Source organism: Pantoea nemavictus (genome assembly GCF_037479095.1).
In the GTDB taxonomy this organism is placed as follows: Bacteria; Pseudomonadota; Gammaproteobacteria; order Enterobacterales; family Enterobacteriaceae; genus Pantoea; species Pantoea nemavictus.
In genome coordinates this window covers 873,458-894,107 of record NZ_JBBGZW010000001.1, presented here as the reverse complement: position 1 = coordinate 894,107, position 20,650 = coordinate 873,458, and the positions used below count along the sequence as shown (strand labels likewise).

Genomic DNA, 20,650 nt, shown 5'->3' with positions numbered 1-20,650 from the left:
TTTTTATGTCGGAGGATCGATGCACATCCCTTGCCCCAACTGCCAGCAACCGCTTACTCACAACCCAGATGGTTTTATGTGTGCTCACTGTGCCAGCCATTTTGCGCATCTGGCGTTATGCCCCGACTGCCATCAACCGCTGCAGGTGCTAAAAGCTTGTGGAGCGGTTGATTACTTTTGTCAGCACGGTGACGGTCTGATCTCGAAGAAGCGTGTTGAATTCGTCCCCGACCTTACTGCTCAGTAACAATTTTCCACCGCACGCCGTCATAGTTATTAATGGGTTACGACTGGTTTTGTAGCAAAAATGCTATTAACCAGTAACTGCTGCGTTATGGATATTCACTTTTTATTGTACCAGGTGGTACAATCCTGCCGCCTTGGGGCGAGAATCACTCTCATCTGCATTGTGTCCTCGCTCACAAGCGACGAATCACGGGCCTTGCTCCCGTACCAATAGATTAAAATAAAGCGTAACGGATATGTCTTGTCTCCCGCTTCGGCAGGAGCCTCAATACCGGCTGCCTCAGGCTTACCGGCACCAGCGCGTTATTTTTTCAGGAGAGTTTTTGTTATGGCAGAAAATTCCGCTCGTCCCGGCAAAGGGCTGAGCATCTGGTCTGTACTGTTAGGCCTGGTCCTGCTGGCAATCGGCTTGTTCTTCGCTATCGGCGGCGGCAAGTTGGTAGCGCTGGGCGGCAGCTGGTACTTCCTCATCGCCGGTATCGCTATGTTGCTGTCGGCCATTCAGTTCTTCCGCCGCAAATCATCTGCCGTCACCCTGTTCATTCTGGTGTTTGCCGGTACGCTGATTTGGTCACTGTTTGATGCTGGCTGGCATTTCTGGCCGCTGGTATCACGCCTGATGGTTCCGGCTGGCTTGATGCTGCTGGCATTCATTACCTGGCCAGCACTGCGTAAACGCGAAGGCAAAAGCTCTCTGGCGAAAGTCTCTTACGTGTTGTCGGCGGTTATCGCGGTAGGCATGGTGGCAACCTTCGTGCAGATGTTCCAGCCGCATCCTACCGTCGCGTTTGACGGTAAACAGCTGCCGCTGATTCCTGTCGATAAATCGAAACCACAGCAGGACTGGAGCAGCTATGGCCGTACGCCAGGCGGCGACCGTTTCGCCGCCATCGATCAAATCACGCGCGACAATGTAAAAGATCTGCAGGTTGCCTGGACGTTCCACACGGGTGATACGCCAATCAGCCCAACCGGTAACGGTGCGGAAGATCAGCAGACTCCGCTGCAAATCGGCAACACGCTCTATCTGTGCACGCCACACAACAACGTGATTGCGGTAGCCGCAGACAGCGGTAAGCAGATCTGGAAACGCGAAATTAACGCTCAGGCGGAAGTATGGAACCGCTGCCGTGGCTTAGCGTATTTCGATGCGACCAAACCGCTGCAGCAGCCTACGCAGCCGGGTTCAACGCCGGTTACTGCAGCTGTGCTGCCGGCGGGTGATACCTGTCAGCGCCGTATTCTGATGAACACCATTGACGCGCGCCTGATTGCGATTAACGCCGATAACGGTGAGCTGTGTGACAGCTTCGGTACGCACGGTGTGGTTGATCTGAAAACCGGTCTGGGCAAAGCGCCAGATCCGCAATATCAGCTGACTTCACCTCCAGCGATGGCCGGAACCACCGTTGTGGTTGGCGGTCGCATCGCGGATAACGTGCAGACTGACATGCCAGGCGGCGTGCTGCGTGGTTTTGACGTGATCACTGGCCAGATGCGTTGGGCGTTTGACCCAGGCAACGACGATCCTAATGCGGTGTTAATGCCGGGTAAAGACTACACGCGTAGTACGCCGAACTCGTGGGCACCTATGTCCTACGATCCAGCGATGAACACCGTGTTCCTGCCGATGGGGAGCCCGTCTGTCGATCTGTGGGGTGCGAACCGTACCAAACTGGATCACACCTACGGCGCATCAATTCTGGCGCTGGATGCCACCACCGGTAAGCAGAAGTGGGTGTATCAGACCGTTCATAACGATCTGTGGGACTTCGACCTGCCAATGCAGCCGAGCCTGGTAGACTTCCCGATGAAGGATGGCACCACTAAGCCAGCCGTGGTCATCGGGGCGAAAACCGGCATGATTTGGGTGCTGGACCGCCTGACGGGCAAGCCTTTGACCAAAGTTGAAGAGCTGCCGATGCCGCAGGGCCACATTCCGAACGAGCAGTACACCAAAACGCAGCCGCACTCGGTGGAGATGCCAAACATTGGCAACCAGAAGCTGACTGAAGCGGATATGTGGGGTGCAACACCGTTTGACCAGCTGGCGTGCCGCATCGCCTTTAAAGGCATGCGTTACGATGGTCTGTTCACCGTACCGGATACCGATAAATCCCTCAGCTTCCCAGGTTCACTGGGCGGTATGAACTGGGGTGGTATCTCGTTTGATCCGAACAACCAGTATATGTTCGTTAACGACATGCGTCTGGGTCTGTGGGTACAGATGGTGCCGCAAGACACCAGCAAAACTGCGGCCAGCAATGGTGGTGAAGCGATCAACACCGGCATGGGTGCGGTTCCGCTGAAAGGCACACCGTACGCGGTAAACAAAAACCGCTTCATGTCGCCACTGGGCATTCCGTGCCAGGCACCGCCGTTCGGTACGCTGTCGGCGATTGATATGAAAACCCGCCAAATCGTTTGGCAGGTGCCAGTGGGTACCGTGCAGGATACCGGTCCGTTTGGTATCAAAATGCGTGCGAAAATGCCAATTGGTATGCCGACCTTGGGCGGCACGCTGGCGACGCAGGGCGGCCTGGTGTTCATCGCCGGAACGCAAGATTACTATCTGCGCGCGTTCGATAGCTCAACCGGTAAAGAAGTGTGGAAAGCACGTCTGCCAGTCGGCAGCCAGGGCGGTCCTATCAGCTATGTATCGCCGAAAACCGGCAAACAGTACATCCTGATCTCCGCGGGCGGCGCACGTCAGTCACCAGACCGTGGTGATTACGTGATTGCTTACGCGCTGCCAGACAGCAAGTAAGTGCCCTAATGAGAAAGGCCGACATCATGATGTCGGCCTTTTTTTTACCATCCTTAGCGCACTTTATCCCTCAAGGTACCTTATTCACTGCTGCTTGGAAGGGCGGCGGCTTTTTTGACCTCCTTTTCTTCCAGCTTCCCTGGCTCTTTCAGGATCGTTTCTGAAATTACCCCCGCTGACTTTGCCGCCAGCGCTACCTGCTTCCCTGGCGCGCTCCGGGTCCTCTGCAAAGTTCCCGGCACCACCTCGTTGCTTTTTTTGTGTCATAGCAGAGACCTCATCTAAGGGTGTTTTCTTCGACGTGGACTAGCTAGCCACATAATGAGTATAGTCAATCAGTTATGACTTTCCTTGAGAGATCTCTTATAACCTATTCCCCGTCGCGCCAGAGAGATTGCAACTCAGGTGGCGCGAGTTGCTCAGGAATTAACAGCACCAAAGTTCCCGCCTCGCGATGGGTAGCGTAGGTGATTTGAATACGGTAATAGCGCTGATCGCCACGACCGATATTTGCCGCCTGATCTTCCGGTTCGCCAAGGGGCATAGCCTGTTCTAATACTTCACAAACCCGCTGTTTTTGTGGTTCTGGCAGCTCTGACAAGGCAAAGCGTCGTTCACCGCGTAGCTTAGGAATAAAGGCGATACCGCCTTCACGCGCCAGTTTAATGACAGCGTCATCGGTCAGTTGGATGTCCACGTTACGCCCACCTGCTGCCAGGCGGATTGAATGCTCTCCGCCACTGAAGTGTTAAATCGTTGTTTGGCGTGCTGCACGGTGAAGCGGGCAAAGGTGCTGAAATCGGCATCCTGCGGCAGCGTTTTGTCGCATAACGTGTCGTACCACGCCTGGCCCGCGATTTCCCAGGCAAAGCCGCCCAGCGCTTTAGCCGCGAGATAAAATGCGCGATTGGGGATGCCAGAATTAAGATGCACGCCGCCGTTATCGTCCCGCGTCTCAATGTAGTGATCCATATCGGCGGGTTGCGGATCTTTTCCCAGCACCGGATCGTCGTAGGCGGTGCCGGGTGACGACATCGAGCGCAACCCGCGGCCATTAATCCCGCCCGCCAGTAAACCCTCGCCGATGATCCAGTCAGCCTGATCGGCGCTCTGCTTAAGATGAAACTGCTTCACCAGTGAGCCAAAAACATCCGACATTGATTCGTTCAGCGCGCCTGCCTGCTGGAAGTAAATCAGCCCGGCTTCGGTTTCCGTTACGCCATGCGTCAGTTCGTGCGCCACCACATCGAGTGCGATGGTGAAGCGATTAAATATCTGGCCATCACCATCGCCAAATACCATCTGCTGGCCGTTCCAAAAGGCATTCTGGTACTCCTTGCCGTAATGCACGGTGCCATCGAGTTTGAGGCCTTTGTTGTCGAGTGAATTGCGTTGGTAAGTTTGCCAAAAGAAATCGTAGGTAATGCCGAGATAATCCCAGGCTTCCTGGGCGGCGACATCGCCATTATCCGGCTGGCCTTCCTCGCGGATTAACGTGCCGGGTAGATTTTGCGTGCCTTCGGCGTCGTAAATAGCGCGCTGAACGGTGCCTGGTTTGGCAATGGCGGCGCTGGTGGCTTGATGGCTGTGTTTCTCCATCAAGTGTTGCACGTGGGTGAGAGTGCGGCGCGCATAGTCTTGCTGCGCACCGGTGCAGTTATCAATGATATTGCGCAGCATGTAGGGAGGAATAACGCTAAAAGGCATACTAACTCCTGATCATAAATGATTATGTCAAAAGTATAGTTTTCATCCTATCAACGCGCTTTACGGCCCCGGGATTTCTGCGGTTCAAGCGCGGTAACCTGACTTTCCACCCAGCCATCATCCAGTCGGGTACGCAGCAAATCACCTTTGCTGAGCTGCTGAGTTCTCTTCACCACCTGACCTTGCGTATCGGTGGTGACGCTGAATCCACGCGCCAGCGTCGCCAAAGGGCTTACGCCTTCCAGCTGTGCGGCTAATGTGCCAAAGCGCTGACGATTGTGATTAAGCTGTTTTTCCATGCCCTGTTGCAGACGATAGTGCCACTGCTGGAGCTGCTGCTGAGCGCGCAGAATCCGTCCCTGCGGTTGCTGTGCGTTGAGACGCTGCAGCAGGCGATCCTGCTGACGATTCGCTACGCGCATACGCTGATCCATCGCTTCGCCAAGACGGCGCTGCAGCTGAAACAGTGCGGTTTGTTGACGTGCCAGACGCAGCTGCGGATGCTGCTGCTGTAATCGGTGCTGGATGCGGGTAAAGCGACGCTGCTGCTGTGCCAGATAAAAATCCATCGCCATCTCCATGCGCTGCTGCTGCGACTGCAAACGGCGCACCAGTTCCAGCTGATTACGGCTCACCAGCTCAGCCGCCGCAGAAGGCGTTGGCGCACGTAAATCCGCAACGAAGTCGGCGATGGTGACATCGGTTTCATGGCCAACGGCGCTGACGATCGGCAGGCGGCTGGCAAAAATCGCCCGTGCCACGCGTTCGTCATTGAAGCTCCACAAATCTTCCAGCGAACCGCCGCCACGACCAACAATCAGCACGTCACACTCATCACGCTGGTTGGCCAACTCGATGGCTCGCACAATGCCAGCGGGCGCATCCACGCCTTGCACCGCCGTAGGATAGATGATCACCGGCAATGACGGGTCGCGTCGATGCAGCACGCGCAGCACGTCGTGCAGCGCCGCGCCGGTGGCGGAAGTAATCACGCCCACCTGACGCGCCGGATCCGGCAGCGGCTGTTTGAACTGCTGATCGAACAAGCCCTCTGCGGCAAGCCGGGCTTTTAGCTGCTCAAACTGCTGCTGCAACAGGCCTTCGCCCGCCGGATGCATGCTTTCGATAATCAGCTGATAATCGCCGCGCGGCTCATACAGCGTGATGCTGGCGCGTACTAAAACTTGCTGACCATGCTGAGGACGGAAGGTGACGCGACGATTGCTATTGCGAAACATCGCGCAGCGTACTTGTGCACCATCATCCTTCAACGTGAAGTACCAATGACCGGAAGAGGGCTGGGTAAAATTCGAGATCTCAGCGCTGAGCCATACCAGGCCCATCTCATTTTCCAGCAGTTGGCGCACCGTGGTGTTCAGGCGGCTGACAGTAAAAATATTGGCGGTTGGCGGTAGCGACATGTGATGTAGATCAAATTTTAAATCAGAGGGTTAATCAACTGATACTACATTGCTCACCCGGAGGATCAAGACTTTTTCTGAAAAAACACTGGAGGCAATCGGTTTCGGCCTGTATAATGCCGCGGCAATATTTTATCTGTTTTAATCGCCCCCAGGTGGAGATATTGCAATGTTAAGAATCGCGAAAGAAGCCCTCACATTTGACGACGTTCTGCTCGTTCCCGCTCACTCCACTGTCTTACCCAACACCGCTGATCTCAGCACGCAACTGACAAAAAACATTCGTCTGAACATCCCAATGCTCTCCGCTGCAATGGACACCGTAACTGAAGCGGGTCTGGCTATTGCGCTAGCGCAGGAAGGTGGTTTGGGCTTTATCCACAAAAACATGTCAATTGAGCGTCAGGCGGATGAAGTTCGTAAGGTGAAAAAACACGAAAGTGGCGTCGTTACCGATCCACAAACCGTGCTGCCAACCACCGCGCTGGCGGCGGTAAAAGAGCTGACCGAACGTAACGGTTTTGCTGGCTATCCTGTGGTGAACACCGAGAACGAGCTGGTGGGGATCATCACCGGTCGCGACGTGCGTTTTGTCACTGACCTGACGCTGCCCGTTTCTGCGGTGATGACACCGAAAGAGCGTCTGGTTACCGTTAAGGAAGGCGAAGCGCGTGAAGTGGTGCTGCACAAAATGCACGAAAAGCGTGTTGAGAAAGCGCTGGTTGTGGATGACAGCTTCCACCTGCTGGGCATGATTACCGTTAAAGATTTCCAGAAAGCCGAACGTAAACCTAACGCCTGTAAAGATGCGGAAGGTCGCCTGCGCGTCGGCGCAGCGGTTGGTGCGGGTGCAGGCAACGAAGAGCGCGTTGATGCGCTGGTTGCTGCCGGTGTTGACGTGCTGCTGATTGACTCATCACACGGCCACTCAGAAGGCGTGCTGCAGCGTATCCGTGAAACCCGTGCAAAATACCCGAACCTGGAAATCATCGGCGGCAACGTGGCGACCGGCGCAGGTGCATTGGCGCTGGCTGAAGCGGGTGTGAGCGCGGTGAAAGTCGGTATCGGTCCTGGTTCAATCTGTACCACGCGTATTGTTACCGGTGTCGGCGTGCCACAAATCACTGCGGTTTCTGACGCGGTTACTGCGCTGGAAGGCACCGGGATTCCGGTTATCGCTGATGGCGGTATCCGCTTCTCTGGCGACATCGCTAAAGCGATCGCCGCAGGTGCAGCAGCAGTGATGGTCGGTTCAATGCTGGCCGGCACCGAAGAGTCTCCGGGCGAAATCGAGCTGTATCAGGGCCGTTCGTTCAAGTCTTATCGCGGAATGGGTTCACTGGGCGCGATGTCCAAAGGCTCTTCAGACCGTTATTTCCAGAGCGATAACGCCGCTGACAAACTGGTACCGGAAGGTATTGAAGGTCGCGTTGCTTATAAAGGTCGCCTGAAAGAGATCGTGCACCAGCAGATGGGTGGCCTGCGCTCTTGCATGGGCTTGACCGGTTGCGGCACCATCGACGATCTGCGCACCAAAGCGGAGTTCGTGCGCATCAGCGGCGCGGGCATCAACGAAAGCCACGTGCATGACGTGACCATCACCAAAGAGTCACCAAACTACCGCATGGGTTCATAATCCCGTAAAATTTAGCGCCCGGTACCAGCCGGGCGCTTTTATTATTAAGTCCATCCCAATGGAAACGCCTCAATGACGACTGAAAATATTCATAAACATCGTATTTTGATCCTCGATTTTGGTTCTCAGTATACGCAGCTGGTGGCGCGCCGCGTGCGTGAGCTGGGCGTCTACTGCGAACTCTGGGCGTGGGATGTCACCGAAGAGCAAATTCGCCAGTTCAACCCGAACGGCATCATCCTTTCTGGCGGTCCGGAAAGCACCACCGAGCAGAACAGCCCACGTGCGCCGGAATACGTGTTCAACGCCGGTGTGCCGGTACTGGGCGTCTGCTATGGCATGCAGACCATGGCGATGCAGCTGGGTGGCAAGGTTGAAGGCTCCAACGAGCGTGAGTTTGGTTATGCGCAGGTAGAAGTGCTGACCCAGAGCGCGCTGGTGCGTGACATCGAAGATGCGATTAGCGCAGCAGGAAAACCGCTGCTGGACGTATGGATGAGCCACGGCGACAAAGTCACCGCCATCCCAGCCGGTTTTGAAACCGTTGCCAGCACCGAAACCTGTCCGTTCGCCATCATGGCTAACGAAGAGAAGAAATTCTACGGCGTGCAGTTCCACCCGGAAGTGACGCACACGCGTCAGGGGCTGCGTATGCTGGAGCGTTTTATTCGTGACATCTGCGGCTGTGAAGCGCTGTGGACGCCAGCCAAAATCATCGAAGACGCGGTTGAGCGTATTCGTCAGCAGGTTGGCAACGATAAAGTTATCCTCGGCCTGTCTGGCGGCGTCGACTCTTCTGTGACCGCGATGCTGCTGCACCGCGCCATCGGCGATCGCCTGACCTGCGTGTTCGTCGATAACGGTCTGCTGCGTCTGAATGAAGCTGAGCAGGTACTGGACATGTTCGGTGACCACTTCGGCCTGAACATCGTACACGTTGCGGCTGAAGCGCGTTTCCTTGATGCGTTGGCGGGCGAGAACGATCCAGAAGCCAAGCGTAAAATCATCGGCCGCGTGTTCGTAGAAGTATTCGACGAGCAAGCACTGCGTCTGGAAGACGTGAAGTGGCTGGCGCAGGGCACCATCTATCCTGACGTGATCGAATCTGCCGCTTCTGCGACCGGCAAAGCGCACGTGATCAAATCGCACCACAACGTGGGCGGTTTGCCGAAAGAGATGAAGATGGGCCTGGTTGAGCCGCTGAAAGAGCTGTTCAAAGATGAAGTGCGCAAAATTGGTCTGGAACTCGGCCTGCCGTACGACATGCTGTATCGCCACCCATTCCCGGGTCCAGGTTTGGGCGTACGCGTGCTGGGCGAAGTGAAGAAAGAGTATTGCGATCTGCTGCGCCGTGCCGATGCCATCTTCATTGAAGAGCTGCATAAAGCCGACCTGTACAACAAAGTCAGCCAGGCATTCACCGTATTCCTGCCGGTGCGTTCTGTCGGCGTGATGGGCGACGGTCGTAAATACGATTGGGTGGTTTCACTGCGTGCAGTAGAAACCATCGACTTCATGACCGCGCATTGGGCGCACCTGCCGTACGATTTCCTCGGCCGCGTCTCCAACCGCATCATCAACGAAGTGAACGGCATTTCCCGCGTGGTTTATGATATTTCGGGTAAACCACCTGCGACGATTGAGTGGGAATAAATCCTACTCTGAATCATGCGTAAAAACGAAGCCCGCTTAACTGCGGGCTTTTTTATATTTGTATTTTGGTTGGTAATAGGGCGTTCATTCAATAAAGTTCTATCGCATAGTTCGTGAATACAAACTCGCCCGTTTAGTTGCAATATAGCGAATGATTTTTACTCATCAGGATGCCGTCGATGTTGCCTTTCAAAGCCGTACTGATCTCTTTTCTATGCATCATCTTGCTCTCATTAGGCGCCAGTCTGGCGCAGGCAACGCGTGGTGGTGAGTTAACGTCGGAACGTGGCGGCTGGGCGTCTGCACGGCGCGATTCTGCCGGTATCGCACCCGATCCGCAGCGTTACGCATCCGAAGCTATCGTACAGGTCTATGCCGCGCCAACGTATGGCTGGAAAGGCGCAGTGGCGGTGCATCCGTGGATTATCTTCAAGCGCGCCGGGGAGACCCACTACAATCGCTATGAAGTCATCAGCTGGGGCAGCGGCGATAAAGTGCGGCGTAACAGTAATCTGCCGGATGGCTATTGGTACGGTGCCAGACCACGTCTGCTGGTAGATCATCGCGGCAGCGCGGCACAGGCAATGATTCCGCAGATCGAAGCGGCGATTAAATCGTATCCCTGGCCAACCACCTATCACGCCTGGCCGGGGCCCAACAGCAATACCTTCATGGCGCATATTGGCCGTGAAGTGCCCGCGCTGAAACTGGATCTGCCAGCCAATGCGCTCGGCAAGGATTATCGCTCACTGCTGAATCCGGTGGGGTTACCGCCTTCAGGACGCGGCGTACAGCTCTCTGTACTCGGTGTGCTTGGCGTAACGGTGGGAGCGGAAGAGGGATTAGAGGTGAATGTGCTGGGTCTGAATATGGGACTGGATTTCACCCCATTCAGGCTGCGTCTGCCATTTATCGGTGGCATCGGGCAGAATAATGTTCAGCGCTACAATCCGTAAAAATGGCCCCGAAATGGGGCCATTTTTTTAGCAGACGCCGAAATCGCCGTCTTCGTGATACAGATTCACGGTATCGGCTCGGACTTCAATTTCTCGTTTGATGTGATCGTCAACGCGAGCACACCACAGCATATCGCCTTCCACGCGCAGCACCTGCATCTTTGGGCCACCGGTCTTCGACTGTACAAAATCATCCACCTTAAACATGCTTTTTCTCCATCAGGTCAGTGATATTTACAGAGTTTATATGTACTTCACTGACTGTGCGCTTGATTTTGTGCCTTAGTGATGCAGCAAAAATAGGGTCGCCAGGCCGAGGAAGATAAAGAATCCACCGGTATCGGTGATCGCGGTAATCAGTACGCTGGAACCCACGGCGGGATCGCGTTTCATTTTGGTCATGATTAACGGAATCAGCACGCCCATCAGAGCCGCGAGCAGCAGATTCAGCACCATCGCTAGCATCATCACGCCGCCCAGCTGCAGGTTGTCGTACATCAGCCAGGTGACGCCGCCCATAATGCCGCCCCAAAATAGGCCGTTAATTATCGCCACGCCGAGTTCACGCATAATCAGAAACGAGAAGTTACCCGGTTCAACCTGATGCAGCGCTAATGCACGCACGATCATGGTGATGGTTTGGTTACCGGTATTGCCGCCGATGCCTGCAACGATTGGCATCAGCGCTGCTAGTGCAACCAGCTGTGAAATCGTCGCTTCAAACAGACCTATCACGCGCGACGCAACGAAAGCGGTACACAGATTTACTGCCAGCCACGCCCAGCGTTTGCCAACCGCTTTGCGCACCGGGGCAAACACGTCTTCACCCTGGCTGATACCGCCCATTTTACGGATGTTGCTTTCGTTCTCTTCATTCACCAAATCGACCACGTCTTCAATGGTGATACGGCCAATCAGCTTGCCTTGTGCATCGGTTACCGCGGCGGAGATCAGGTTATAACGTTCGAACGCGCTGGCGGCGTCCTCCGCTTTATCGTTGAGTTGAAAGGTGGTGGGATGGGAATTCATCACCTCGGCCACTAACATCTTCGGTTTGTTCAGCAGAATATCGGTGAGGGTCAACTCACCCAGCAGTTGATTTTGCTCATCAGTGATAAAGATCTTATCGGTGCCGTCTGGCATTTTTTTGCCTTTACGCAGATAGCGTTGCACCGTGGCTAAGGTAACGTCCGAGCGCACCGTCAGGATGTTGAAATCCATGATCTGTCCGACGCGATCGCGATCCAGTTCGATCACGCTCATCAATCGCGCGCGCAGACCGGGTTCCAGCGTAGTGAGCAGACGTCCGGTCAAATCGCGCGGCAAGTAGCGCGCCAGATATACCTGATCGTCGATATCCAGCGGCTCAATAGCATGCAGAATATCGCGATCAGACATTTCTTCCGTCAGGCTAGCCCAAACGGTTTCCGAAGCCTCAACCAACACGTGACCGCGCTGTGCGGTGGGCACTAAACGCCACAGCGCCTGACGCTCTTCTTCTGGCAAGGCTTCGAGGATGTCGGCTAAATCCGCCGCATGTAACTGCTGGAGTTCGCTCTCTAATTCATGGCGCCAGTCGGTAATATCGCGCAGCTCGGCAGCATTAAGATCGACAGATTTATCCAGCAGGACATCAACGAGATCATGCTCGTTAAGCAGCAGATTAAGAATGTGATGGCGAGTTTCAGCTAATTTTTGTGAATGCGAAGCAGACATAACGCGTTCCTTGTGTCTGTAAAGTCAGCTCACAGTGTAGCGCGTTGCGGGTAACAGAGCGTAAAAAGCAGCATTGTCTCAAAGGATAATGTGTCGCAGCGAAAAGGACCCGCAGATGCGTTAGCGCGAATCGCTGGTGCTCAGCGTGACCGGTTCAGAGATGACTTGCTTTTGCTGATGATGCTCAATGGCACCGGGAATGATGAAAATCAGACGGCCAACCAAAATAAAGAAACTGATCAGCAAAATAATGCGGCTCATGGTGCTGGTTTTGGGACGTCTTCGTGCAGAAATGGCGCTGTTCACGCGGGGTGGTTCCTATAGTTACCCGATTGGGCGGAGGCAATATTTAGTCACACTTAGATCGCTAAAGCAATCGCTGTGTGAAAAATGAGCAGAAAAGGTTCAAGGTATTGATCGACATCAGACAATAACGGCCGCACAGGGCGGCCGTTACATCAGTAGCTGGCTTTCTGCGCCAGCAGCGTGGCAAAACGGTATTTGATGCGATTGCCGTTTTCGTCACGGCGGTGCAGTTCACCGATATCTTCGTTGTACTTCACAATATGCCAGTTGCGGTAATAGTGGCTTAACTCACCGGATTTAAAAGCGAAAGGGAAGTTCTGCGTATTGGGATAATCAGCGGTATTCATCGCCGCCACAATCAGGTTGTAGCCATATTTGCGCGTGCTGGCCTGCATATCAGCAATCAGCTGCGGGATGGTGTCAGGTTGCAGGAACATCATCACCACCGTTGAGAACACAAACTGGTAGGCGCCGTTAAAGCGTACGCTATTGAGATCGCACAACTCGGTGTGAATATTTTGCAAATTCTCTTCTGCGATAATGCTGTTCAGGCGTTCGAGACTGGCCGGATTGCTGTCCCATGCTGTGACCTCAAAGCCATGCTGATTGAGAAACAGGCTATTGCGGCCCTGACCACATCCCAAATCCAGCGCTTTCCCCACTTCAAGGTGGGGAAGGGCCGCCAGGACTTCAGAATGGGTCGGTGTCAGACCGTACTTTTCAGCGAAATAGTTATCGGGGCGTGTTGTCATAACCATACAACGGGCCAGCAGCCCGCTTTACTCCTCTTCCAGCATCAGTTTCCAACCGGTGACATCATTCCAGTAAGCTTGCTCGCGCTCCAGATCCAACTGCACCAGCGTGTTTTGGCTCAGGAAGCCCGCCGGGAAGGTCAACGTCCAGTGACCATCGTCGGTGCTTAACTTGAGCGAATCCGGTTTGGTGGTTGCCTGGCGCTGATTATTCAGCAGCGTGCCGAGACGCAGCAGGAACACCATCGGCAGAAACTGTTTCTTTTTGAACAAGGTGAAACGTGGCATCTCATCCTGCTTCACCGCTTTACGGTGATAACGTACCAACGTGGCCAACAGCATCTGTTGATCCTGATTAAAGCCCGGCATATTGGAGTTCTGCAGGATATACGCCGAGTGACGTTGCATGCCGCTGTGGTTGATGGTCAATCCCACTTCGTGCAGCAGCGCCGCCCATTTCAGCAGCGCCGAGAGTTGCGGATTGGCCTGCTTCGGATTCTGCTCCTGCCACTGTAAATAGAGCTGCTCGGTAGTCTCCAGCACGCGCCGCGCCTGATCGCTATCAATGGCGTAATGATTGGCCAGGCTCTGCGCAGTGCGGCTGCGAATGTCCTGATGGCGGAAACGGCCTTCCATCTCATACAGCACGCCTTCGCGCAGTGCGCCGTCAGAAAGACGCAGCTCACGAATCGCGAGCGCATCAAACACGCCACACAAAATCGCTAATCCCGGTACAAACACCGCTTTACGCTCTTCCGACAAGCCCGGCAGGCTCAGCGCATTGAAGGATTTATGCTTTAGCACTTCGCTGGTCAGTAACTCCAGCGTTTCTGGCGTGATCAGCTTCTCTTTTTCGCCCATTGCCAGCAGCACTTCACAGGCCGCTTTGATGGAGCCCGATGCACCCAGCGCATATTGCCAACCGTGCAGACGATATTGCCACGCCATGGTTTCCAGCTTCTGCGCAGCTGAGAGGCGCGCACGGCGGAAGTTTTCCGACGAGATTTCCCCTTTCGGGAAAAAGAGGTTGGCGAAGCTGACGCAACCCATGCGACGGCTCTCCACCAGCTGCGGCTCAAAGTCTTCACCAATCACCAGTTCGGTTGATCCGCCGCCGATATCAATCACCAGCTTGCGACCTTTCTCCGGCTGCGTATGCTCCACGCCCATGAAGATTAAACGCGCTTCTTCGTTGCCGGAAATCACTTCGATGGGATAGGGAATCACTTCGGCCGCGCGCTGCAAGAACTCTTCCGCGTTGCTGGCGATACGTAGCGTGTGGGTGCCGACGATGGTGACGTTCGCGGGACTAAAGCCCTGCAAACGTTCCGCGAACAACGCCAGACAACTCAGACCGCGCTCAATCGCCTCTTCGCTCAGGCGATTGTGTGCATCCAGGCCATCAGCCAGATGCACGCGCTGTTTCAGGCGTCCCAGCACTTGCAAAGCGCCATCCACCACGCGGGCAATGACCATATGGAAGCTGTTCGAGCCGAGGTCGATTGCCGCGAACTCTTGAGGTTTCGGCGTACTTTTATGTGAGATTGGCATAGGCGTTATTCGGGTTGTTCCAGTTTCTTGATGTAGTCGTAAATGGCCAGCTGCGAACGCACCTTTTTACGGTTGCCGCGCGGCACATAACGGTTACTCAGCTCTTTATCGACGATGCGGGCTTTCACCGTATCACTAAACAGAATGGCAATGATGTCCAGTATGCGCTGCTTCACGCGCGGATCAAGAATCGCCACGGCAACTTCAATGCGGTGATCAATGTTACGCGTCATCCAGTCCGCGGAAGAGAGGAACACCTTTTTCTCGCCGCCGTTCTCAAAAATATAGACGCGGTCGTGCTCAAGATAGCGGTCAACGATGCTGGTAATGCGAATATTTTCACTGATGCCCGGTAAATCCGGAATCAGTGAGCACATGCCGCGCACCAGCAGATTGATTTTCACCCCAGCCGACGAGGCCGCGTACAGCCGATCAACCAATCCGTTATCCACCAGATTGTTGATCTTCAAGGTAATACCGGCAATATTGCCTTGCTGCGCGTTGGCGATTTCCGCATCGATGTACTTGTACAGCATGTCGCGCGAGTTCTGCGGAGACACCAGCAGATGCTCGAAGGTGACCGGACGATACGGATTCTCAATAAAGTTGAACACGCGACGCACTTCATTGGTGATGCGCGCATCGGCGGTCAGCAATGAATAGTCAGTATAAATGCGCGCGGTTTTTTCGTTAAAGTTACCGGTGCCGATGTGCGCATAACGCACCACTTCTTCACCTTCGCGGCGCGAAATCAGGAACAATTTGGCGTGAATTTTCAGACCCGGCGCGGAGAAGATCACGTGTACGCCGGCTTCGGTCAGGCGTTTCGCCCAGCGAATGTTGGCTTCTTCATCGAAGCGCGCCTGCAGCTCAACCACCACCGTGACTTTCTTGCCGTTATAGGCGGCGTGAATCATCGCATCCATGATGCGTGAGTTTTTCGCCACGCGGTAAATGTTGATCTTAATTGCCAGCACGTTCGGGTCAAACGAAGCCTGGCGCAGCAGCTCCAGCACGTGCTCAAAGGTGTGATACGGATAATAGAGCAGCACATCGCGATTGCGAATGGCATCGAAGCCGTTGCGGAAGCCATCAAAGCCAATGTGGCGAATCTGCGGCAGCGGGCGGTTTTCCAGATTACTTTTACCGACGTTCGGGAAACCAATGAAATCTTTGAAGTTATGATAACGGCCGCCGGGCACAATCGAATCGTAGTTCGAAATCGACAGCTTATGGCGCAGCATTTCCACCATCGCATCCGGCATATCGCGCTGATAAACGAAGCGCACTGGCTCGGCATTAAGACGCTGCTTCAGGCTCGATGACATCAGCTCCAGCAGGCTTGATTCCATCTCCGTCACCAGATCGTACTCGGCATCGCGCGTCATCTTCATTGAATAGGCATTCAGCGTATCGTAATCGAAGAAGCCTTTGAAAATTTCATCCAGGCAATAACGCAGAATGTTATCCAGCAGAATCATTGGCTTGCGGCGACGGGGTGATTCAGCTGGCAGGTTAATGAAGCGCGGCACTTTATCCGAAGGAATCTCCAGCAGCGCGTAGCGCACATCGTCGCCGCGGATGATTTCAACCGCCAGATAGGTGTAATCGTCTTTCAGGAATTCGATCAGGTCGGTGTCATGGTTGATCAGAATCGGCGTAACGTGCTGGCGCAATTGATGTTTGAAGTAGTAGCGCAGCCACTCTTGCTGATTCGGTGACAGCTGGCGTTCGTTGATCAGGAAGATCTGATTACGTGCCATTTCCAACAGCAGATCGTTATAGAGTGCATCAAACTCTTGATCTGATTTCTGCACCCGCAGCTGAATTTTCTTTAACAGATGCCGCAAAGAGGTCGGTTTGCCTTGCTCTTCGCTGATCAGAATTCGCCGCTTGAGATCGGCAAAGCGCACTTTATAGAACTCTTCGAGGTTATTGGAATAGATTCCCAGAAAGCGCATGCGCTCAATCAGCGGATTACTTTTATCCGAGGCTTCCTGTAACACACGTTCATTGAAGCTTAACCAGCTTAATTCTTTTTCTATATACAGCTTATCCTGACCCATTCTGACTCCGAGATGCTGATGCTGGACGGAATGTCCGGCGGAAAAAACGCAAAAATGCGGTACCGCTCAGTGTCCGTCACCATTATGGCGAGAGTATGGCAGGCTTGTCCAACGTCAAAGGTTGTCTTATCAATCAGCTACGGGCAACATAGCGACTTGTTTCCACCGGTAACCTGGCCTGCATGAGCATAAATCGCATTCCCGTCCACTTTAGCGACCGTCGTCGACGCGCCACTGATAATTTAGTGCGCCGCATAGTCACGGCCTGTGGCGTGGGAATTTTACTGTTGATGTTACTGCTGTTCTTCTGGTTGATCTGGGTGGTATTACCGCTATTTAGCGCGCCGGGCATGCATGCCACCACTAATCTGCAGCTGTGGGATAAAGCGCCGATGCTGGCGATGGGCAGCGACGGTCATCTGGGCTGGCGCATTAGCCGCAACGAAGCGCGCTTTATCCCGCTGGATGGTCAACCTGCGGGTCCTGCGCTGGCGCTCAACGGTAAACCTGATGCGGCCGTCACCAGCAGCGATAACCGCAGCGTGCTGCTCAATATGCAGGGCGAGCTGCTGTTAATGCAACCGGTTATCCGCAACGGCAGCGGCGAATGGCGTTTCCCGCTCGGCGATCGTCCAATGCGTTTACCGCAAGGTGCGGTGAGTAACATGACGCTGACGTCGCTCAGCGACAATCAGTGGCTTATCGCCGCGCAAACCGCAGCCGGTATAAGCTTGCTGACGCTGGAAAATCAGCAAAAAGTTAACCAGATCGTGTTGCCGCAGCAGCAGGCCGAACATCTGCTGTTGTCGCCGGATGGGACGCTGCTCTACGCCAGCAGCGGGCGTTTGCTGCGTGTCTGGCAAATCACGCCGCAAGGCGCGCAATTACGCGAAACCCAAACCCTCAACCTGCCGCCGCAAAGCCTGCATATGCTGGCCGGTGGACGTACTTTGCTGATTCAGGATGCGCAGGGCATACATCAATGGTTTGCCATTGCGGGTGATAAAGGACCACGCCTGCAACAGATTCATACCTTTAACGGCAGCCAAAAACTGGCCGGCATTACGCCCGAATCGCAGCGCCGCGTCTTTGCCACCTTTGATGAGCAGGGCAAGGTTCAACTATTTGCCAGCAAGCAGCAGGGCGCGATTTTGACGCGGCAGCTGGCGCCAGGCATTCAGGCGCTGGCGTTCGCGCCGCGTGGGGATGGCCTGATTATTGAACGTGCCGGGCAATGGCAACAGTTCGCGCTGGATAATCCGTGGCCGGACTTCACCTGGCGCAACCTGTGGCAGAAGATTTGGTATGAAAACTATCCGCAGCCCGATTGGGTGTGGCAATCCACCGCGGCGGGTGACAGCTATCAGGCCAAGTTCAGCCTGATGCCGCTGGTGCTGGGCACGCTAAAAGCGGCCAGTCTGGCGCTGCTGTTCGCCACCCCGCTAGCGTTGGCTGCCGCCATGTACACCGCGTGGTTTATGTCGCCGGGTTTACGCCGTTGGGTTAAACCTGGCATCGAGATGATGGGCGCGCTACCGAGCGTAGTGATTGGTTTAATCGCGGGCGTCTGGCTGGCACCGCATATCAGCAGCGCGCTGGTTGGCGTGTTGCTATTGCCGCTGGTGCTCGCCGCCACCCTATTATTGTGTGGCGTGCTGAGTCCGCGTTTGCCGGCCAACTGGCGACGTCCAGGGTTTGAAGTGATTCTGCTGCTGCCGGTGCTTTTAGTCATGACGTTACTCACGCTCTGGCTGCCGACGCTGTTTTGGCCGGACGTGGGCGAGCGGTTAGCGCATTACGAACAGCGTAATCTGCTGGTGGCCGCGCTGGCGATGGGCTTTGCGCTGGTGCCGCTGATTTTCACCTTATCGGAAGATGCGTTATTCAGCGTGCCGGGCGCGCTCGGGCAGGGCTCACTGGCATTGGGCGCTACGCCATGGCAAACCCTGACGCGTGTCGTGCTGCCGGGCGCTTCGGCGGGCATTTTTGCCGCCTTGATGATTGGCTTTGGCCGCGCCGTCGGCGAGACGATGATTGTGCTAATGGCGACGGGCAACACGCCCGTCAGCGAAGGCGGTTTATTTGCTGGCCTGCGTGCGCTCTCCGCTAACATCGCGATTGAGATGCCTGAAGCCGCCGCTGGCAGCGCGCACTATCGCATTCTGTTCCTCAGCGCATTACTGCTGTTGATGTTTACCTTGGTGATCAACACCATTGCCGAGTTGATTCGTCAGCGGTTACGCCAACGCTACAGCCAGCATGAGGGCCAGGGATGAAGGCGATGCAACAAAACGATCGCTGGCGCTGGCTTACTGCGGGGGCGGTTGCGGTGTGCCTGCTGGCGTTTACCTTGCTGATTGGCTTGCTGGGCTGGCAGGGCGTTCGCGCTTTCTGGCCGCAGCCGGTTGATCAATACCAGTTCCTGCCGCCGGAAGGTCATGCGGTGATGGTGCTGGGTGAAACGCTGCAAAAGCAGCAGCAGGGCGCGCAGTGGCGCTATGTAGTGAAAACTGGCAACCGCGATTTTGCTGCGCCAGATTTCCGCGTGCTGTACAGCCAGGGCGAGGCGAAAACCCGGCGTCCTGCAGATGTGTTAGTGCTGCAGCGCCGCAACGGCGGCAATGCCTATGGCTGGCTGGTGGAGTTGCGCCAGGATAATGAAGTGATGACGGCGCACAGCCGCGATGCCTTGCTGCATCAGCGTTTGCAGCAGGTGCATGAGCAGCTGCGCCAGGCGAGTAAAATTCGCCGTATTGAGATGGCACGCCTCAACGCGCAGCTGGAAAGCCTGCAGCAACAGGCCGATGAACAGCAGCGTAACGGCACCTTCAACCTCGAAGTGCAGTCAGAGTTTGATGCTAATCGCAGCGCACTACAGCGCCGCTTTAACGCGCTGGCGCAGCAGTTAACTCATCTACAACACGAAAGTCAGCGCGATACGCTGGTGCTGCGTGATGTGCAGGGACAGGATCACGTTATCCCGCTGGCACAGGTGGTGGATGCCTGGTACCCCAATGCCATGACATTAACCACCCAAACGCTGCACTTCTTCAGTCAGATTTGGCAATTCATCAGTGATTCACCGACCTCCGGTGGTGGTGAAAGCGGGGCCTTTCCGGCGATTTTTGGCACCGTGCTGATGGTGTTGTTGATGTCGATTATCGTCATGCCGCTCGGCGTTATCGCTGCGGTGTGGCTGCATGAGTACGCCGGACGCCATGCGCTGACGCGGCTGGTGCGCATCGCGGTGGTCAATCTGGCAGGCGTGCCGTCGATTGTTTACGGCGTGTTTGGGCTCGGTTTCTTTGTCTGGCTGATTGGCGGCACGCTCGATCAGTTATTCTTCTCCAGCGCGTTACCCAATCCGACCTTTGGCACGCCGGGCTTGCTGTGGGCCGCGCTAACGCTGGCGCTGCTGACGCTACCAGTGGTGATCGTCGCCACCGAAGAGGGATTGTCACGTATTCCTGATAATCTGCGTCAGGGATCCTTGGCGCTGGGCGCAACCCAGGCAGAAACGCTGTGGCGCGTGGTATTGCCGCTGGCGGTCCCGGCGATGCTGACCGGTCTGATTCTGGCCGTGGCGCGCGCGGCGGGAGAAACCGCGCCGCTGATGCTGGTGGGCGTGGTGAAAATGGTGCCCGAACTGCCGGTTGATGCGGTGTTCCCTTATCTGCACCTCGATCGCAAATTCATGCACCTCGGTTTTCAGATCTACGATTTGGCATTCCAAAGTCCCAACATCGATGCTGACCGACCGCTGGTTTACGCCACCGCCTTGCTGCTGGTGGTGATCATCCTGTCGCTCAATCTGCTGGCCATGGCGCTGCGTCATCGGTTGCGTGAGCGTTACCGGCTCATGACGCACTAAAA

General features: G+C 55.2%; 17 protein-coding genes. 7 read left to right on the top strand and 10 right to left on the bottom strand.

Features of this window, described 5'->3' with window-relative positions:
- Positions 1-19 precede the first annotated feature (19 nt).
- Together WH298_RS04140 and WH298_RS04135 are read left to right on the top strand one after the other, a co-directional pair.
- Entirely contained in the window at positions 20-247 is a 228-nt protein-coding gene (locus WH298_RS04140; protein WP_180822283.1) for a zinc ribbon domain-containing protein, read from the top strand.
- 327 nt (positions 248-574) lie between these two features.
- The gene (locus WH298_RS04135; protein ID WP_180822282.1) at positions 575-3,013 is read left to right on the top strand and encodes a glucose/quinate/shikimate family membrane-bound PQQ-dependent dehydrogenase; all 2,439 of its coding nucleotides are present in this window, start codon (positions 575-577) and stop codon (positions 3,011-3,013) included.
- An 84-nt stretch (positions 3,014-3,097) separates the two neighbouring features.
- On the opposite strand, the gene WH298_RS04130 is transcribed toward WH298_RS04135, so the two are convergent.
- From WH298_RS04130 to xseA, 4 genes are all read right to left on the bottom strand, one after another.
- The gene (locus tag WH298_RS04130; protein WP_045814915.1) at positions 3,098-3,280 is read right to left on the bottom strand and encodes a con-10 family general stress protein; all 183 of its coding nucleotides are present in this window, start codon (positions 3,278-3,280) and stop codon (positions 3,098-3,100) included.
- Positions 3,281-3,383: 103 nt separating this feature from the next.
- Positions 3,384-3,710 carry a protealysin inhibitor emfourin gene (locus WH298_RS04125; RefSeq protein WP_007884879.1) on the bottom strand — a complete coding sequence of 109 codons (327 nt, stop codon included), beginning with the start codon at positions 3,708-3,710 and terminating at the stop codon, positions 3,384-3,386.
- On the bottom strand, positions 3,695-4,720 hold the full coding sequence (locus tag WH298_RS04120) for a M4 family metallopeptidase (protein ID WP_180822281.1): 1,026 nt from the start codon (positions 4,718-4,720) through the stop codon (positions 3,695-3,697). The genes WH298_RS04125 and WH298_RS04120 overlap by 16 nt, the downstream gene beginning before the upstream one ends.
- Positions 4,721-4,770: 50 nt before the next feature.
- Positions 4,771-6,141, bottom strand: a complete 1,371-nt coding sequence (gene xseA / locus WH298_RS04115; protein WP_180822280.1) for an exodeoxyribonuclease VII large subunit — start codon at positions 6,139-6,141, stop codon at positions 4,771-4,773.
- Between the two features lie 169 nt (positions 6,142-6,310).
- Here xseA and guaB point away from each other — a divergent pair, with 169 nt between their 5' ends.
- From guaB to WH298_RS04100, 3 genes are all read left to right on the top strand, one after another.
- Positions 6,311-7,777 carry an IMP dehydrogenase gene (gene guaB / locus WH298_RS04110; RefSeq protein WP_007884873.1) on the top strand — a complete coding sequence of 489 codons (1,467 nt, stop codon included), beginning with the start codon at positions 6,311-6,313 and terminating at the stop codon, positions 7,775-7,777.
- A gap of 72 nt (positions 7,778-7,849) precedes the next feature.
- Entirely contained in the window at positions 7,850-9,430 is a 1,581-nt protein-coding gene (gene guaA, locus WH298_RS04105) for a glutamine-hydrolyzing GMP synthase (protein ID WP_007884870.1), read from the top strand.
- A 179-nt stretch (positions 9,431-9,609) separates the two neighbouring features.
- On the top strand, positions 9,610-10,386 hold the full coding sequence (locus WH298_RS04100; protein ID WP_180822279.1) for a DUF3750 domain-containing protein: 777 nt from the start codon (positions 9,610-9,612) through the stop codon (positions 10,384-10,386).
- A gap of 27 nt (positions 10,387-10,413) precedes the next feature.
- On the opposite strand, the gene WH298_RS04095 is transcribed toward WH298_RS04100, so the two are convergent.
- The 6 genes from WH298_RS04095 to ppk1 all read right to left on the bottom strand — a co-directional run bounded on the left by WH298_RS04095 (position 10,414) and on the right by ppk1 (position 16,777).
- Positions 10,414-10,593, bottom strand: coding sequence for a hypothetical protein (locus WH298_RS04095; protein ID WP_007884864.1), 180 nt, complete (start codon positions 10,591-10,593; stop codon positions 10,414-10,416).
- A gap of 75 nt (positions 10,594-10,668) precedes the next feature.
- Positions 10,669-12,102 carry a magnesium transporter gene (mgtE, locus tag WH298_RS04090; protein ID WP_180822278.1) on the bottom strand — a complete coding sequence of 478 codons (1,434 nt, stop codon included), beginning with the start codon at positions 12,100-12,102 and terminating at the stop codon, positions 10,669-10,671.
- A gap of 120 nt (positions 12,103-12,222) precedes the next feature.
- Positions 12,223-12,408, bottom strand: a complete 186-nt coding sequence (locus WH298_RS04085; RefSeq protein WP_007884862.1) for a YfgG family protein — start codon at positions 12,406-12,408, stop codon at positions 12,223-12,225.
- A gap of 152 nt (positions 12,409-12,560) precedes the next feature.
- Entirely contained in the window at positions 12,561-13,160 is a 600-nt protein-coding gene (tehB, locus tag WH298_RS04080; protein ID WP_007884861.1) for a tellurite resistance methyltransferase TehB, read from the bottom strand.
- A 27-nt stretch (positions 13,161-13,187) separates the two neighbouring features.
- Positions 13,188-14,711, bottom strand: a complete 1,524-nt coding sequence (gene ppx / locus WH298_RS04075; RefSeq protein WP_007884860.1) for an exopolyphosphatase — start codon at positions 14,709-14,711, stop codon at positions 13,188-13,190.
- A 5-nt stretch (positions 14,712-14,716) separates the two neighbouring features.
- A complete protein-coding gene (ppk1, locus tag WH298_RS04070) occupies positions 14,717-16,777 on the bottom strand; it encodes a polyphosphate kinase 1 (protein ID WP_049852975.1) in 2,061 nt (686 codons plus the stop codon).
- Positions 16,778-16,959: 182 nt separating this feature from the next.
- Here ppk1 and WH298_RS04065 point away from each other — a divergent pair, with 182 nt between their 5' ends.
- Both WH298_RS04065 and pstA read left to right on the top strand, forming a co-directional pair.
- Positions 16,960-19,053 carry an ABC transporter permease subunit gene (locus WH298_RS04065; RefSeq protein ID WP_180822277.1) on the top strand — a complete coding sequence of 698 codons (2,094 nt, stop codon included), beginning with the start codon at positions 16,960-16,962 and terminating at the stop codon, positions 19,051-19,053.
- The gene (gene pstA, locus WH298_RS04060) at positions 19,050-20,648 is read left to right on the top strand and encodes a phosphate ABC transporter permease PstA (protein ID WP_180822276.1); all 1,599 of its coding nucleotides are present in this window, start codon (positions 19,050-19,052) and stop codon (positions 20,646-20,648) included. Before WH298_RS04065 ends, pstA begins: the two co-directional genes overlap by 4 nt.
- The last annotated feature ends 2 nt before the right edge of the window (positions 20,649-20,650 follow it).

Excerpts from the sequence above, each read along its gene's own strand:
- pstA (WP_180822276.1), top strand. The coding sequence starts at position 19,050 with ATGAAGGCGATGCAACAAAACGATCGCTGGCGCTGGCTTACTGCGGGG.
- ppk1 (WP_049852975.1), bottom strand. The coding sequence starts at position 16,777 with ATGGGTCAGGATAAGCTGTATATAGAAAAAGAATTAAGCTGGTTAAGC.
- WH298_RS04135 (WP_180822282.1), top strand. The coding sequence starts at position 575 with ATGGCAGAAAATTCCGCTCGTCCCGGCAAAGGGCTGAGCATCTGGTCT.
- tehB (WP_007884861.1), bottom strand. The coding sequence starts at position 13,160 with ATGACAACACGCCCCGATAACTATTTCGCTGAAAAGTACGGTCTGACA.
- mgtE (WP_180822278.1), bottom strand. The coding sequence starts at position 12,102 with ATGTCTGCTTCGCATTCACAAAAATTAGCTGAAACTCGCCATCACATT.
- ppx (WP_007884860.1), bottom strand. The coding sequence starts at position 14,711 with ATGCCAATCTCACATAAAAGTACGCCGAAACCTCAAGAGTTCGCGGCA.
- guaA (WP_007884870.1), top strand. The coding sequence starts at position 7,850 with ATGACGACTGAAAATATTCATAAACATCGTATTTTGATCCTCGATTTT.
- xseA (WP_180822280.1), bottom strand. The coding sequence starts at position 6,141 with ATGTCGCTACCGCCAACCGCCAATATTTTTACTGTCAGCCGCCTGAAC.
- guaB (WP_007884873.1), top strand. The coding sequence starts at position 6,311 with ATGTTAAGAATCGCGAAAGAAGCCCTCACATTTGACGACGTTCTGCTC.
- WH298_RS04100 (WP_180822279.1), top strand. The coding sequence starts at position 9,610 with ATGTTGCCTTTCAAAGCCGTACTGATCTCTTTTCTATGCATCATCTTG.
- WH298_RS04140 (WP_180822283.1), top strand. The coding sequence starts at position 20 with ATGCACATCCCTTGCCCCAACTGCCAGCAACCGCTTACTCACAACCCA.
- WH298_RS04065 (WP_180822277.1), top strand. The coding sequence starts at position 16,960 with ATGAGCATAAATCGCATTCCCGTCCACTTTAGCGACCGTCGTCGACGC.
- WH298_RS04095 (WP_007884864.1), bottom strand. The coding sequence starts at position 10,593 with ATGTTTAAGGTGGATGATTTTGTACAGTCGAAGACCGGTGGCCCAAAG.
- WH298_RS04120 (WP_180822281.1), bottom strand. The coding sequence starts at position 4,720 with ATGCCTTTTAGCGTTATTCCTCCCTACATGCTGCGCAATATCATTGAT.
- WH298_RS04130 (WP_045814915.1), bottom strand. The coding sequence starts at position 3,280 with ATGACACAAAAAAAGCAACGAGGTGGTGCCGGGAACTTTGCAGAGGAC.